At 64.0% G+C, this 14983-nt stretch carries 16 protein-coding genes; 6 read left to right on the top strand and 10 right to left on the bottom strand.

Annotated elements, in window-relative coordinates:
* Positions 1–62: 62 nt before the first annotated feature.
* Positions 63–1058 carry a hypothetical protein gene (locus H6718_14900; GenBank protein MCB9586686.1) on the top strand — a complete coding sequence of 332 codons (996 nt, stop codon included), beginning with the start codon at positions 63–65 and terminating at the stop codon, positions 1056–1058.
* 71 nt (positions 1059–1129) lie between these two features.
* The gene (locus tag H6718_14895) at positions 1130–2170 is read left to right on the top strand and encodes a 3-deoxy-7-phosphoheptulonate synthase (protein MCB9586685.1); all 1041 of its coding nucleotides are present in this window, start codon (positions 1130–1132) and stop codon (positions 2168–2170) included.
* Positions 2171–2174: 4 nt separating this feature from the next.
* Here H6718_14895 and H6718_14890 read toward each other — a convergent pair whose 3' ends face one another.
* Positions 2175–2705 carry a hypothetical protein gene (locus H6718_14890; protein ID MCB9586684.1) on the bottom strand — a complete coding sequence of 177 codons (531 nt, stop codon included), beginning with the start codon at positions 2703–2705 and terminating at the stop codon, positions 2175–2177.
* 311 nt (positions 2706–3016) lie between these two features.
* On the opposite strand from H6718_14890, the gene H6718_14885 reads away from it, so the two are divergent.
* Complete coding sequence (locus tag H6718_14885) at positions 3017–3436, top strand: hypothetical protein (GenBank protein MCB9586683.1); 420 nt, start codon at positions 3017–3019, stop codon at positions 3434–3436.
* A gap of 92 nt (positions 3437–3528) precedes the next feature.
* On the opposite strand, the gene H6718_14880 is transcribed toward H6718_14885, so the two are convergent.
* The 3 genes from H6718_14880 to H6718_14870 are packed head-to-tail and all read right to left on the bottom strand — an operon-like array spanning position 3529 to position 5289.
* A complete protein-coding gene (locus H6718_14880) occupies positions 3529–3903 on the bottom strand; it encodes a nuclear transport factor 2 family protein (protein MCB9586682.1) in 375 nt (124 codons plus the stop codon).
* Positions 3904–3943: 40 nt separating this feature from the next.
* Positions 3944–4714 carry an SDR family oxidoreductase gene (locus tag H6718_14875; GenBank protein ID MCB9586681.1) on the bottom strand — a complete coding sequence of 257 codons (771 nt, stop codon included), beginning with the start codon at positions 4712–4714 and terminating at the stop codon, positions 3944–3946.
* A gap of 5 nt (positions 4715–4719) precedes the next feature.
* Positions 4720–5289 (bottom strand): flavin reductase family protein, encoded by a 570-nt coding sequence (locus tag H6718_14870; GenBank protein ID MCB9586680.1) that lies wholly within the window; start codon positions 5287–5289, stop codon positions 4720–4722.
* A gap of 139 nt (positions 5290–5428) precedes the next feature.
* Between H6718_14870 and H6718_14865 the strand changes: the two genes are divergently transcribed.
* On the top strand, positions 5429–6220 hold the full coding sequence (locus H6718_14865; GenBank protein ID MCB9586679.1) for an ABC transporter permease: 792 nt from the start codon (positions 5429–5431) through the stop codon (positions 6218–6220).
* 7 nt (positions 6221–6227) lie between these two features.
* Complete coding sequence (locus H6718_14860) at positions 6228–7085, top strand: ABC transporter permease (GenBank protein ID MCB9586678.1); 858 nt, start codon at positions 6228–6230, stop codon at positions 7083–7085.
* Between the two features lie 71 nt (positions 7086–7156).
* Here H6718_14860 and H6718_14855 read toward each other — a convergent pair whose 3' ends face one another.
* The 3 genes from H6718_14855 to H6718_14845 are packed head-to-tail and all read right to left on the bottom strand — an operon-like array spanning position 7157 to position 9854.
* Positions 7157–8197 (bottom strand): alpha/beta hydrolase, encoded by a 1041-nt coding sequence (locus H6718_14855; protein MCB9586677.1) that lies wholly within the window; start codon positions 8195–8197, stop codon positions 7157–7159.
* The gene (locus H6718_14850; GenBank protein MCB9586676.1) at positions 8194–9069 is read right to left on the bottom strand and encodes an amidohydrolase family protein; all 876 of its coding nucleotides are present in this window, start codon (positions 9067–9069) and stop codon (positions 8194–8196) included. Before H6718_14850 ends, H6718_14855 begins: the two co-directional genes overlap by 4 nt.
* A gap of 20 nt (positions 9070–9089) precedes the next feature.
* Positions 9090–9854 carry an SDR family oxidoreductase gene (locus tag H6718_14845; protein ID MCB9586675.1) on the bottom strand — a complete coding sequence of 255 codons (765 nt, stop codon included), beginning with the start codon at positions 9852–9854 and terminating at the stop codon, positions 9090–9092.
* 184 nt (positions 9855–10038) lie between these two features.
* On the opposite strand from H6718_14845, the gene H6718_14840 reads away from it, so the two are divergent.
* The gene (locus H6718_14840; protein MCB9586674.1) at positions 10039–11007 is read left to right on the top strand and encodes an aromatic ring-hydroxylating dioxygenase subunit alpha; all 969 of its coding nucleotides are present in this window, start codon (positions 10039–10041) and stop codon (positions 11005–11007) included.
* Between the two features lie 66 nt (positions 11008–11073).
* On the opposite strand, the gene H6718_14835 is transcribed toward H6718_14840, so the two are convergent.
* The 3 genes from H6718_14835 to H6718_14825 form a co-directional block, all read right to left on the bottom strand.
* Positions 11074–11394 (bottom strand): four helix bundle protein, encoded by a 321-nt coding sequence (locus H6718_14835; protein ID MCB9586673.1) that lies wholly within the window; start codon positions 11392–11394, stop codon positions 11074–11076.
* 359 nt (positions 11395–11753) lie between these two features.
* Positions 11754–13484, bottom strand: coding sequence for an FAD-binding protein (locus H6718_14830; protein MCB9586672.1), 1731 nt, complete (start codon positions 13482–13484; stop codon positions 11754–11756).
* A gap of 31 nt (positions 13485–13515) precedes the next feature.
* Positions 13516–14931 carry a cytochrome P450 gene (locus H6718_14825; protein MCB9586671.1) on the bottom strand — a complete coding sequence of 472 codons (1416 nt, stop codon included), beginning with the start codon at positions 14929–14931 and terminating at the stop codon, positions 13516–13518.
* Between the last annotated feature and the right edge of the window lie 52 nt (positions 14932–14983).

Raw genomic sequence — 14983 nt, 5'->3', positions numbered from 1 at the left:
TCCCATGGCCAAATCCCTAACAACTTTTATCCCAAAGCCGGAGTGGGCCACAATGCGCGGGCGTGGAAGGGATCGGTCGCCATTGGTTCGCGGTGTTGTGCGCCCTTGGGGTAACGGCGTGCCACAAGCCGAAGCCCGAGCCCGACCCATCGCCTAGCGCCAAGGCCAGCGCCGAGATCGCGGAGTCCGCAACCGCAGAAGCCACGCCAAGCTCCGATGCGCCACCAGCCAGCGTCGCCGCGCCTCCGACGGAGCCGCCCAGCGCGCCCGATCCGAAGCGCTACGCGTGGCTCGCCAACGACAGCCTCACCCAACCCAAAGCGGTGACCACGCTCAGCCAGCGCTTCCCGCCTCCGCCGAGCTACGAACGGCTGCCTGTCAAGCCGGGTTCCTTCGGTGAGTGGCTACGCGGGCTGCCCCTGGCGGCACCGGGAACGCCAGTCGTCAGCTACAAAGGCGAAGAGTTGGTCGGCGGCGACAACCAATACCTCGGCGCCGTCGTCGCCATGGATGTGGGGACCAACGACCTACAGACCAGCAGCGACATGGTGCTCCGGCTAAATGCCGAGTGGAAATTCTCGACCGATCAAGACATCGAATACAAGAGCGCAACCGGCCTCGAGCTGCCGTTTTCGCGCTGGCTCGCCGGCGATCGCCTGAAGGCAGCGGGCGCCGCGGTTGGATGGATCCGCAACGCGAAGCCCGCTGAAAAGAGCCACCAGCAGCTGCGGGCCTTCTTGGACCAAGTCTACACCTGGGCCAACAGCACCTCGCTGATCACCCACACGGCGTCCGTCGCTCCCTCAGACATCCAGCCCGGCGACTTCCTCATCCACTCGAAGAAGCCCAGCCACGTGGTGGTGCTGCTCGATATCGCGAAGAACTCCAAGGGCAAGCTGGTGGCGCTGCTCGGACGCTCGCTGAACCCTGCTCAGAGCTTCCATGTGCTCCGCCTCGGGCTGAGTGAGTCCTGGTACAACATCGACCCCCAGTCAGAGTCGCTGCTGACTCCCGGAACCGTGCCGTTTCCGTGGAGCAACCTGCGCCGTATGCAGTGACGCGCGTGTGGCGAGCCGCGCGGCTGTGAGCTGGCGAATCGCACGGATTTGAGCTAAAGCCTGCGCGCCCGATGAAGGAAACCGCCACCGACGACGTCCGCATCCAGAGTCTGCGGCCGCTGCTTCCCCCAGCAATCCTCATGGAGGAGCTGCCGTGCAGCGAACACGGCCTGAGCCAGGTCACAGCCTTTCGCAAAGCGGTGAGTGACGTACTCACCGGAAAGGACAATCGGCTCGTCGTCGTGGTCGGCCCCTGTTCGATTCACGATCCAAAGGCCGGCCTGGAGTACGCCGAGCGGCTCCTGGAAGAGTCACGCCGCCTCAGCGACGATCTGCTGATCGTCATGCGCACCTACTTCGAGAAGCCGCGCACGACGATCGGCTGGAAGGGGCTGATCAACGATCCGCACCTGGATGACTCGTTTTCGATCAACCAGGGCCTGCGCATCGCACGCGGCTTCCTGCGCGACGTCGTCGAGCTCGGGTTGCCGACCGGCACCGAGTTCCTCGACCCGATTTCGCCGCAGTTCATCGCTGACTTGGTCTCCTGGGGGGCGATCGGCGCCCGCACCGTGGAGAGCCAGGTGCATCGGGAGCTGGCCAGCGGCTTGTCGATGCCCGTTGGTTTCAAGAACGGCACCGGCGGCAGCATTCAGATCGCCGTCGACGCGCTGCGCTCCGCGCGGCACCCTCACCGTTTCCTCTCGGTAACAAAACAGGGGCTCGCCGCCATCGTCGAGACAACGGGCAACTCGGATTGCCACGTGATCTTGCGCGGCGGTGGTGGCCAACCGAACTACTCGGCGGAGACAATCGGCCAAACCGCCCAGCGCCTCGAGAAGGCCGGGGTGAACAAGCGTCTGATGATCGACTGCTCTCACGCGAACAGCGGCAAGGACCCCGAGCGCCAGCCAGCGGTCGCCGAGGCCGTCGCAGAGCAACTCGAGGGCGGGAACATCTTCGGCGTGATGCTCGAGAGCTTCCTGCTCGGTGGACGCCAAGATGCAGCCCCAGGCAAGCCCCTCACCTACGGGCAGTCGATCACCGATGGTTGCCTCAGCTGGGAGGCCACCGTACCGGTCCTGGAGCTCCTAGCGCGGGCTCGGCGCTAAGCGGTCAGTAAGGATTATCCGAGTTCTGGGGCGCCGCGAGGGCCTTCGGATTCGATTCAGGCTCGAGCTCCAGCTCGGTCACACTTCCGCACGGTATCTTGACGGAGACCGCCTTGCTGATCCACGCCGGCCCCGGGTCTTTACCCAGCCGAGTGAAGCGCAGGCCCTTCGTACAAGCCAGCTTCAGCTTGTGATTGGTGGGGCCAATCTTGATGCCATGCACCCAAACGTCCGCCTGGGCAGTCGAGCGCACGAACAAGTAGGACTCGTACGGCTTGAGGCCGGCGTCGCTCAAGTCGACCGGCCCTGCGGCGTCGGCTGCCGTCGCACCTGCATCCGCGGCGCCTGAATCCACGGCCGCGCTCGAATCCGCAGCGCCTGAATCCGCTGCGCCGCTCCTCGCGGAGACTGGCGTGTCGCTCGCGCTTGGAGCGCTAGCCGCAGCCAGAGCACCGCTGGGCGCCGCCTCGGCGGAACCGCGTGATGGGTTCACAACCAGGCTGACCACGAGGAAACCAATGCCTGCGCCGGCCACGGCAGCAGCAGTCGTCAGGGGAATGGCGACACGCCAAGGGACGAGTCTCGGGGGTTGGGGCATCGCGAGTTGGTGGGACTCTAGGCAGCGTTTTGTCGTCCACGGTGGCCGTGAACGAACGGCCGCGAACGAACGGTGGTGATGGTGGTCGCTGAGCAGCCTACTTTGCGGCCCTCGCTCGATGCAACGCGCTTTCCACCTGCTGCACCAGTGCACCTGGATTGTTCGATCCGGACTGTTCGTAGACCAAGCAGCCGGCAGAGCTGCGATCGACTCCCCACGATCGGAAAACTGCGCTACGGTTCTGCTTCATGAGTCGCCCTCAGGGAGCACCGTATCAGGCGCTGTTCGATAGCTTGGCGCCGCTTCGCGAACGTTGGCCGGGCGGAGGCTGGAGCTGGGACACACGCTTCTCGTGCGTCTCCTCGTCGTTCAACGTGGAGCTGGCCCATGAAGCGCGCAGCGCCGTCCACGGGGCGTTCGCCCAGGAGTGGACCGCCCGGTCGCTTGCCAAAGCGCCTAGCCTGGTGCGCGAAGTCGCCGACAACACCGGCGGTGTGCGGCCCGACCAGGTGCTCTACTGCTCAGACACCGTGGGCGGGACCATCGTGTTTGGCCTGTGGTGGCCCTGGGGCGACGACACGACGATTTCATTCCGGGTCGGGCTCGCCGGTTTCGCCGCGGCACGTGAAGAGTTCCAGCTCCGGGACACCTTCAACGCGTTGGAATAGCCCGCGCGATCCCTCTGGGGCTCGCTCCTTCTGGGCTCGATCCTTCTCGATCCTTCCGGGGCTCAGGCGCCATTCCCTGCGGATATCCCAAGTCATCCCATCAGCGGCGCGAGCGCTGCGGCGTCCAGGTACTCGTCCAGCCTGCGAATGCGGCCGTCTTCGACCTGGGCCACGAGGCAAGCAGGCACTTGGAGCTCGGCGCCATTCGGTGCGCGACCTCGCATGACGTGCTGCTGCACGAATCCGCTCTCGGTTGCGGTCAGGCGTAGCTCCTCATAGCGCAAGCCTTCGACGCTCTTCGCCAGCAGCCCGATCACCTTGAGCACCTGCTTCTTCACCAGCTCGCGCTGATCGAAGTTCCGCCAGACGACCGCGTCGTCGTGATACAGCGCGCCAACCCCGTCGACGTCTCCGGCGAGGGTGCGGCGGGTGAGTTCGCGGGCGAGTTCCAGTGCAGCGTTCTCCATCACACCAGCATCCTCCTACAACTTCCCAGGTTCCGTCGCCTCACAACGCGTGGCCACCGTCGAGCAGCAAGCTCTGTCCGGTGATGTAGCTTGCGCGATTCGAAGCCAAGAACACCACGGCTTCCGCCACTTCATCTGCCGTCCCGAAGCGCTTGAGGGCGGTGTTTCGCCGCGCGGATTCAACCCACTGTTGGTCGAACGCCTCCCCCTTCAGGCGCAAGAAGATCCCAGCCTCGATCACGCCGAGCTGCACGGAGTTCGCCCGCACTCCGTTGCGCCCCTCTTCCCGGGCAACGCCACGCAGCAGCGCCTCCACGCTCGCCTTGGGCACCACGCTCAACATATCCCGCGGCGGAAAGCGCGACAGCCCTACACTGGTGAGCGCGACGTAGCTGCCGCCAGCCTCTCTCAGGTGCGGCAACGTCGCGTGCACCAGAGAAAAGGCACCGAGGGCGTCGGCGCTCATCACCGCCTTGAAGCGCTCGGGCGTGACGCCTCCGATATATTCCATGGGGATATTCGAACCAGCGGCCAGGATCACGCTGTGTACACGCCCGAAGCGTTCCCTCACCCCCTGAAATTCCTGGGCGATCGCGGCGTCGTCCGCCAAATCGAGCTGCCCTGCGTGGGCAATCACCCCGAAGGCCCTGAGCCGCTCACACACCTCGTCCGCGGCCGCGCGATTCCGGTGGTAGGTGAGCGCCACGGGGCACCCACGCTTGGCGAGCGCTTCGCAAATCGCCGCGCCCACTCCACCGCTGCCCCCGATCACCCAGGCCGCGCCCGGGGGAAACTCCTGAGCGTCCTCCATCTGGCTCAGCTTTCGGTGAGCTCCGCGTATTTTCCGCGGAAGTAAACCAGCGGCGCGCCGGGTCGCACGCCACTTTGCAGCAGCTCGCCGATGAAGATGTCGTGGTCGCCGCCGGGGTGCTCGGCGAACAGCCGGCACTCCATCCAGGCCAGCGCTTCGGGCAAGAGCGGGCAGCCCGTCGCCTCTCCGGGGGTCCACTCGATGCCGTCGAACTTGTCGTCCACGGAGGTCGCGAAGTGGGCGGAGATCTCGCTCTGACTGTGCTGCAGGATATTCACCGCGAAGCGCCGCTCACGACGGATCACGGCGTGCGCGCGTGCTCGTTGATCGACACACACCAGGCAGAGCGGTGGGTGCTTGCTCAGGGAGCTGAAGGCGGTCGCGGTCAGAGCGTGGGGCCTGCCTTCCGCGTCGATGGTCGTGATCACGGTCACAGACGCGGCAAAGCTCGCCATCACGGCCTTGAAGGCCTCGGCGTCGATGGTCGCTTGCTCCTCCAGGGGTAGCGGTCCGAAGGTCCCTTCGATCCCCTCGTCCGGCGTCGAAGCCTGGGGGGCGCCCTTCGGCTCGCTCACGAAAGCCTCGCTGGCTGGTGCTTCTCCACGCGCCCAGTGAAACACGTTCTATTCAGGCGCGGCCAGGACAAAGTTTCGACGCAGAGCGGAACGCATCCCGAAACGTTTAGTGCGGCTTTATGGTACACCCGTTCGCTGAATGGCGAAGTCGCCCGCAGTGCTCGCTCCGGTCTCCGCAGTCGGAGCCAGCTTCCTCGCAACGGCTCAGATCGTCGGCGGGATGGGTGTGCTGTTCGGTCGCATCGTGAGCCGCGCGGTGCGCTTCGACTTCGACTACTCCGAGCTCATCAAGAACATGCACAAGATGGGCGTGAAGTCGCTGCCCATCGTGGTCGTCACGGCGCTGTTCACCGGCGGCATCATGATCATCCAGGCGGCGCCCATCGTGGAACGCTACGGCGCTCAAGGCCTGCTCGGCTGGGCGGCAGGCTTCACCACACTGCGCGAAATCGGCCCTTTGTTGACCGCGTTGATGCTCAGTGGCCGCGTGGGCGCGAACAACACCGCGGAGCTCGGCACCATGGTGGTCACCGAGCAGATCGACGCACTGCGGGCGCTGTCGATCGACCCCATCAGCTTTTTGATCGTGCCGCGCTTCATCGCGATGGTGACGACCATCTTCCTGTCCACCATCTTCTCCGACGCGCTGGCGCTGTTTGGCGCGGCCTACGCGGGCTACGCCGTGCTCGGGGTCGAGCCGCAGATCTTCTACAACGGCATCGTCAGCGGCTTGCTCGACGTGGGTGACGTCTTCCACGGTTTGGCCAAATCCATCGTGTTTGGCGTGATCATGGCCCTCGCCAGCTGCCAGTTCGGAGTCGCTACCTCCGGTGGTGCACCGGGCGTGGGGCGCGCGGTCAACGCCACGGTGGTGGTGAGCGCCGCGGGCATGTTCATGCTCGACTACCTGGTCTCTTTCGCGCTCGGATGACCTACAGATGACCGTCAGCGATCCCAGCGTACAAGCGGGCGGCTCCTCCAGCGCAGTCGGCCACATCGAGGATGATTTCCCGGAGGAACCGAAAGGTCTAGCCGCCGTTGGTGCAGCAGTCCTCGACCTCCTGAGCTCCGCCAAGGCTCAGTACTCGGTCTTCGTGCAGACCCTCTACTACACCTTCCGGGGGCAGCGCCGCCCGGGCGCGATCCTGCAGCAGTGCTACGAGATCGGGAACCGGAGCCTGGTGTTTCTGTGCATCGTGATGGGCTTCATGGGCATGATCCTCACGTATCAAGCGGGGATCCAGGTGAAGCGCGCGGTGCCCGACGTCACACTGCTCGGCGCGACCTTCCTCGAGCTCATCGTGCGCGACATCGCCGCGTCCATCTGCGCGCTCATGTTAGCGACCCGGGTTGGTGCTGGCATCGCAGCCGAAATTGGCTCGATGGTGGTCACTGAGCAGGTTGATGCGCTGCGCATGACCGCGGCGGATCCCATCGACTACCTGATCAAGCCCCGCTTCGTCGCCAGCACCATCATGACCATCATGTGCGTGGTGATCGCCGGCGGCGTCTCCATCTTGACCGGCATGTGGACCGGCAAGATGTTCTTCGGGATCTCCGCGGAAACGTTCATCAACTGGAGCCTGGTCGACTGGGGTGATGTGATCGTCGGCGTGACCAAGTGCTTCGCCTACGGTGCAGCCATCCCCATCGTGAGCGGCTACTGCGGCCTCTCCACCTTCGGCGGCTCCGAGGGCGTGGGCTGGGCGACGACCCGCGCGGTGGTGAACTCTTCCCTCGCGGTGATCATCCTGAACTTCTTCATCAGCGGCGCCGGCTACCTGATCTTCGGCTGAGCCCGACGTTCACCGCAGCCCAATCCAGCGACAGTTTTTTGGGGGGAGAGGCACACCAGGTGCCGCTTCAGTCAGCCCAAAGGCGGCGCAGAATCCCGGCTCAGTCGCTCCTCGGCGCTGGGCTCGTCCGGTGTCGCCGTCTCGCGCTGGTCCCAAACCTCACCGATGCGGTCCAGCACCCGGGGCGCGCTCATGAAGCCCGCGAAGTGCCCCAGTCCCTCGAGCACCTCGAGGGACGTATCAGGAATCGTTTCCGCAAGGTACTCCGAGTGGCTGAGAGGCACGATGGTGTCCGCGTCACCGTGGTAGAAATGGATCGGCACCTGGATGTCGGCCGGGTCGAACGGCCACGGACGGCTGAACAACGACAGATCGTAGATCGGCGCCCGCATCCCCTTCTCCGTCGCTGCCACGATATCGCGGCAAAACATCGCCTTCATCTCCGGGCGCTCGAACACCGGGCGATCCTCCTGGGGCCCATACTTCACGTACAAATCGAAGCACGGACTCACCAAGGGCCTGAGGGGCTGCACCACCACGCTCAAGAGCGCACCAAGGGGCGCGCGATGGCGATCGACGGCGTTCAACAAGCCGAGCAGCGTTCGGTTGTAGCTCGGCGCGCCGCTCGTCTCATGACACGGCCCGACACCGCCCAGGCTCACTCCAACGACAACCCGCTCCGGTAGCTCATGGGCACAGGCGAGCACATATGGGCCGCCTCCGGAGAGACCGACGACACCGAACTCTTGGTGCCCCAGGGAATCGGCAAGCTCCGCGATGTCCTGGGCGTAGCTCAAGAAGCAGCGCTCGGGCTGGTGGGTCGACTCACCGATCCCAGGGCGCTCCACGCTGATGATTTCGATGCCCCGCGCCTCGGCGGCGCTCGGCGCGTCCAGGGGCAACTGGTGACGACCACCGGGGGTGCCATGGAACCAGAACACCGCGCGACCACCAGCGGCGCCGTAACGCCCAAAGCCCAGCTCGGAGCCGTGAGAGAGCCGCAGGCTCCCTTCAGCGAAGGGGCGTGGCGTCTCGACCCGGGTGCGACGCTCCGACCAGCGAGGCATGCGGATGCGCCGCCGGATGTGGTGAAATCGACTGCGTGGACTCATGCAGACTCTAGTTTGAACACCCGCAGCGCATTTTCACGCAGAAACTTTGGCCATACCTCCGGTTTGAAAGGCACCCGGTCGAGCTCGTCGAAGATCCGCTCGAGACTCAAACCCATGGGGAAATAGCCGGCGTACATCACCTTGTTCGCCCCCCGGGTGTTGGCGTAGTCGATGATCGCCTTGGGGTAGTGCTTCGGGGCGAAGGCGCTCGTCGAGTAGTACAGGTTCGGATACTTGATCATCAGCTTCACCGCGAGGTCCACCCATGGCTCGGCGCCGTGACGCATCACGAACTTCAGCTCGGGGAAGAACCAGCACACTTCGTCGATCAGCTCGACGTGCTGCGGCGCCATGGGCAGCCTCGGGCCAGGTACGCCGACGCAGCAGCAAAACGGCAGATCCAGCTCCACGCACTTGGCGTAGATCGGGTACCAGCGCTTGTCGTTGATCGGCACCTGAGGGCACAAACCCGACGGAAACGCCGTCACAGCGACGATGCTGTGCTCTTGATGCATGCGGACGATCTTGCGCACCTCGTCCATGCCGTTGTTCGGATTCGCGTGGTAGCTCGCCAGGATCCGCTGGGGGAAGCGCTGCTTCGCCTCTTTGACGACCTTGTTCTCGTCATCGATGCCCATCAGCGCGCGCTCGATGTTGAACTGGTCGAGCTTCTTGATCGTGTAGTCGATGTAGTCTTCTTGAGGCCCCACGTCCGGGATGTTCTTGAACATGTACTGGGCAGGCATCTTGAACACCTGCTGGCTCTCCTGGTCGAGGAGCAGCGGCTTCATGAACTCGTACCAGCCGCTGTTGTCCTCCCCCGGGATGTTAAGCATCAGGTCGATCACCCGAACGTCTTTGGGCATGCTCATTGGTCGGTCTCCCAGCTCCCTCAGCTCATGGCTCCGCCGTCCACCAACAGCTCCGCGCCATGGATGAACGCCGCGTCCTTGGAGCACAAGAACGCGATGGTGCCGGCCACGCATTCTGGGGTTCCGTACGGAATATGCGGAATGGCTCCCTTCAGTAGCTCGAAGTCCCCACCCTCGGGCAGGCGAAACTGCGAGTGCATGTTGGTCGCGATGGCGCCCGGGATGATCGCGTTGACGCGCACCCCACGCTTGATGAACTCAATGCTCAGGCTCTTCGTCAGCGAGAGCACCCCGCCCTTCGACGCGGCATAGGCCGCCATCCAGGGGTGACTACCAAGCGCTGCGGTGCTCGAGGTGTTGACGATGCTGCCCTTCGTCTCGAGCAGGAACGGCAGCGCCGCCTGACACATCAAGAACGTGCCTGTGAGGTTGATACCGATCACCTTGCTCCAGTCCTCGAAGGAGAGCTCGAGGGACGGATCGCTACGCAAGATCCCTGCAACGTTCGCCAGGTGATGAAGCTTGCCAAAGCGCTCCCGTGCCCCGCTCGTCGCGCTCTTCACGGAGTCCGGGTTGCTCACGTCGCAGTTGAACGCCGCCCCCACACCCTTGGCCGCTTCGATCTGATTGACCGTCTCCGCGAGGCCTTTGTCGTTCACGTCGAAACACGCAACGCTTGCGCCTTCCGCAGCAAAGCGCAGCGCCGTCGCGCGACCAATGCCCCCAGCAGCCCCCGTAACCCAAGCTACTTGCTCTTCGAATCGCCTGTGAGGTGCTTCGCTCATTGACTCAACCCTTCCGCGTATCGCGCCTTCGAAGCACTCGCGCTGCACCGTCCGTGCGGCTCTTCGCATACCGGTAGAAGGCCTTGCGAGTGCGAATAGAACGTGTTCTATTTTCTCACGCGGCGAGAGTCAAACGGATCGTCGCTCAAGTTTCGGAACGATCAGAGAAAGGCAAACGCGACAGATGGCGCTGCTCAGCTTCAATGGGTATCCGACGGGGTGGTTCGTCGTGGCTTGGGCCGAAGATCTAGCTCCGGGCGATGTCCAACCCATGCGCTACTTCGGCCGCGATCTGGTGGCCTATCGTGGGCTCGACGATGGCCTGGTCCACGTTCACGACGCGTTCTGTCCGCACCTGGGGGCCCACCTCGCCTACGGTGGCAAGGTCGAAGGCAACGACATTCGCTGCCCCTTCCACGCTTGGAAATTCGGCGCTGATGGCAACTGCAACGAGGTGCCCTACGCGAAGCGCATCCCGCCCAAAGCCTGCGTGCGCACCTTCCCCATTCTGGAGAAGAACGGGCTCATTTACCTGTGGCACGACAGCAAGCGCCGGGAGCCCTTCTTCGAAGTACCGAAGCTCGAAGGCTGGGGCGATCCAGAGTGGACCGGCTGGACCAAGAACATCCTGACGATCAAGACGCACCCGAAGGAGATCGTCGAAAATGTCGCTGACAAGGGGCACTTCCCCCGCGTGCACGGCACCCATGTCGACACCTTCGACAACGAGTTCGACGGCCACCTGGCGATTCAACGCACCAGCGGAATCGCGTATCCGCGCGGCGGGGGCAAAGACAAGTTCAGCCTTGAAGCGACCTACTACGGGCCCGGCTTCCAAGTCACCGACATGCAGGGCTACCTGCACAGCCGCCTCGTCAACGCCCACACGCCCATCGACAAGGACAGCCTCCATTTGCGCTTCGGCGTGATGCTGAAGAAGATCGGCGACGACGCGAAGATGGATCAGTTCGCCCAGGGCTACATCAATAACCTCCAGGTCGGTTTCCAGGAGGATATCGCCATCTGGGAGAACAAGCTCTACCGCGACCGCCCCATGCTCTGCGACGGCGACGGCGCCATCGGCGCGCTGCGCAAGTGGTACGCGCAGTTCTACGATCAGGAAGCGCCAGCGAGCCTGCCCGTCGCGCCCTAGGCGGTTCATTTTTTTGGGGGGGGGAGAGAGCGCGCCGCGAGACGCCGCGACGCGCTCCCCTAAACCTCACCTGACCGACAGCCGGTGCAGCGTGCCGATGATGCGGTTGAAGCGCGCGTGGAGCGCGTCTTCGAGCGGTGGGATCTCACCGAGGGCCGCGGCAACCTCAAGGCACGCTAGCGTTTCCCGCGCCGAGCCCATGGCGCACTGAAAGCGCGCCTGCTGGTTGCGGCCGCGGCTATATGCGCCCTCGGCGACGTTGAGCGCAATGGAGGACTGCGCGCGCTTCAGCTGCCGGTGCAAGTCCGGATCCGCACGGCAAACTTTCGCAACCAGCGGCCGAATCATTGTGATGGTTTCGAGAATGAACGGATAGATATCGAGCATTGGGTGACCTCCTTTCGATCACCCGATCACCACGCCGGCGAGTCGCAGGCGGAGTCCAGGCTGCGAGCGCAGCGAGCACCGGGCGCAGCCCGGCCCCGGCCTGGACGCCGCCGAGCACGCCGGCAAGATGGAAGAGAGAGAGCTAGTGCTAGGGTGAGCGTGAGCGTCAGAGCTAGGGTGAGCGTGAGCGCGAGAGCTGGGCGAGCGAAGCAAAGCCCAGCCAGCGACTACCCCACGGAAATGCGCCAGCTCTAACCCTAGCTCTAACCCTAGCTCTAACCCTAGCTCTAACCCTAGCTCTAACCCTAGCTCTAACCCTAGCTCTAACCCTAGCTCTAACCCTAGCTCTAACCCTAGCTCTACTCGGCCGCCGCTCGCTCGCTGTTCCGTGCGGATTCTGACTTCGTGGCTCCGGCGGCGTGCAGCGCTGCGGCGTAGCCGAACGTCATCGAGGGGCCGATGGTGCCGCCGGCGCCGGGATAGGTGTTGCCCATCACCGCGGCGGAGCAGTTCCCCGTGGCGTACAGGCCCTCGATGGCGCTGCCGTCCGCTTTCAGCACGCGGCCGTCGACGTCGGTCACTAGGCCTCCCTTCGTGCCGAGATCGCCGGGCCAGACTTCGATGGCGTAGAAGGGTGCTTCGACGATCGGCGCGAGGCTCGGGTTCGGCTTGATCTTGCTGTCGCTGTAGTAGCGGTCGTAAAGGCTGTCGCCGCGCTGGAAGTCTTCGTCCTTGCCCGCTTTGGCAAAGCCGTTGAAGCGCGCAATCTCCGCTTCCAGGCCTGCGGCATCCACGCCGAGCTTCTCAGCCAAGCCAGCCAGCGTGCCCGACTTCTTGAGGAAGCCTTGGCGCAGGCGCTTCGGTAGGCTGCTGTCAGGCTGGAGACGGCTCGGGCCGAGTGGTCCGCACGGATATGAGCGGCGATAGCGTTGATCGAAAATCAGGTAGGCGGGGATGCTCGGCGCCTCGTCGGAGTTTGCGGCGTACTGGCCCTTGACCACGTCGACGTAGGGCGCGGCTTCGTTCGTGAAGCGCTTGCCGGCGCGATTGACCATCACACAGCCAGGCATCGACTTTTCTACGACGAGCAGCCAGGGGTAACCGTCAGGCAGCAGCGTCACCGGAGTCCACCAGGCGTCGTCCATCAGGTCCACCGCAGCGCCAAGCGCCTGGCCCATGCCGATGACCTCACCGGTGTTGCCCTCGCACGCCGCAGTCCAGTCTGCGCCGATCGGGCCTTGTTGATGCTCCTGACGTAGCTTTGCGTTCTTGGCGAAGCCACCCGCGGCGAACAACACGCCCTTCTCCGCGCGGATCCGCATCGACTTGCCGTCGCGGGTCACCTTCGCGCCAACGACGCGCCCTCCTTCGACGATCAGCTCCTCACAGGTGGTCGAGAGCCAGAGCGGAACGTCCGCGTCCATCAGCGCGCGACGCAAGCGCCCGACCAGGGCAACACCGAGGCACAGGCGGCCATCGCCGCGGCCTTTGCGGCGTGCCCCGATGTCGAACCAGTACTTCAGCATGATCCAGAACATCAGGACGAAGCTCCAGAAGGAGAACTGCACCAAGGTGTGCGCCTCCTTGGCGGTGAGCCCCATACGGCCGAGCACCAGGCCCTGCCCCGAGCGCCGGAGCTTGAACTCCTCTGGGCCTAGCCTCGATGCGCGGAACGGCAACGGCTCGATGGAGCGCGCGCCGATCTTTCCGCCCGGATGCTCCGGGTAGTAGTCGGGGTAGCGCGGCACCGCCATGAACTTCACGTCGCTGTTCGCCTCGAGGTAGCGCACCATCTCTGGCGCCTTGTCCACGTACGCGACGATGCGCTCCTCGGGGACGCGACCTTTGGTGATGCCCTTGAGGTACACCAAAGCGTCTTCTCGGGAGTCCCTCACCCCCACCCCGTCCATATGAGGGTTATTCGGAATCCAGATATTCCCCCCGGAAAGCCCTGTGGAGCCCCCGAACTTTTCGGTCTTTTCGATCACCAGGGCGTTCAGGCCGTGCTGCTTTGCGACCAGTGCAGCGGTCATTCCGCCGCCGCCGCTGCCTACCACCAAGAAATCCGTCTTATGGTCCCAGTCGCTCATCACTGTATCCGTCTCGGGTCGCGTATCCGTCTCAGGGCGTCGCGTGGCTCTCGTTGGCTTGCGTTCGCGAAGCCTCCGGCTTCTTGAAGCGCACGATGTTCGGTAGACCGTTCTTCGGGTTGAGCGAGAGCCGCGGGTTCTTGATCGGAGTGTAATCCGCGGGGATCTGCGGCTCGACGCCACGCTGGATCAGCGTCGCGAGGATCAGCCGCGCTTCCATCAAGGCGAAGTTCTTACCCATGCACACCCGCGGACCCATGGAGAACGGCACGTACGCTGCCTTCGGCAGACTTCGCTCGAAGTCCTTGGTGAAGCGTTCCGGGCGGAAAACATCGGGCTCCGGAAAGTACTCCGGGTTCTTGTGCATGACGTAGGGGCTGATGAACACGTAGCAGCCCTTGGGTAGCAAGAAGTCACCGATCAGCACGTCCTCCGCGGGCTCACGCATGAACGTCCACACCGATGGCAAGACGCGCATCGCCTCTTTGAACACCTGATCGATGTACATCAGGTTGTCGTCGATGGTCGGCTTGCGGTCTCCACAGACCCGCTCGACCTCTTCCTGCATCTTGGCCACCACCTCGGGGTGCTGCCCGAGGAGGTACCAACACCAGGTGAGCGCGTGGGCCGTGGTCTCGTGGCCCGCGAAAAAGAGCGTCATCGACTCGTCGCGCACCTGCTTGTCGCCCATACCCTCGCCGGATTCATCCCGCGCCTGGATGAGCATGCTCAACAGATCTCCGCGGTCCTCTCCTGTGCGACGGCGCTCATCGATGATGCGCTGAACGATGCGATCGATATCACCGATGGCCGCCATTTTTTTGCGGTTCTTGCGGCTAGGCCACCAACCGGGCACCGGGATGGGCAGCTCGATGTGTTCAACCAAAACTTGGTTGATCACCTTCATCGCTTCACGCACGGTCTCCGCCTGGCTCCCGCGGACGTCCGCGTCGAAGAGCGTCTTGGCGACGATGCCCAAGGTGACCTCGGTCATCTCATGACAGAAGTCGACACGCTCCCCTTCTTTCCACGCGTCAATCATCTGATCGGTGTAGCGCGTCATCACCTCACCGTAGGCGTCGATACGGCGCTTGTGAAACGCGGGCAGGATCATCTTGTGCTGGCGCTTCCACGCATCGCCGTCCGCGCTCAGCACGCCTTGCCCAAGAAAGAGCTTGAAGATCTGCTTGTTCACCTTGGGCTTCAGGAACAGGTCCGGACGCTTCACGAGGATCTCGTGCACCGCCTCGGGATCGCTCACCTGCACCCACTCGTGAAACGCAACCGAGAAGCGCGCGACGTGCCCGTACTTCTCGAACAGGCCGTCGACGAACTCGAGTTGCCCCGTTTGAAAGTCCACGGTGCTGCCCCAGAGCCAGTGCCCCCGCGGCCCCGGAGGTCGCTTCATCACCGCACCGGGGCTCTCTTTGACGCTTCTTACGTGCATGGCTCTGCCTCACTTGCGAACCTCGACGTTCGCTGAAAACGCTCTGGGGTCG

The organism is Polyangiaceae bacterium, assembly GCA_020633205.1.
Taxonomy (GTDB): Bacteria; Myxococcota_A; Polyangia; order Polyangiales; family Polyangiaceae; genus JAHBVY01.
Note: the sequence above shows the minus strand (reverse complement) of the source record. Positions and strands in the feature narration are given on the sequence as shown.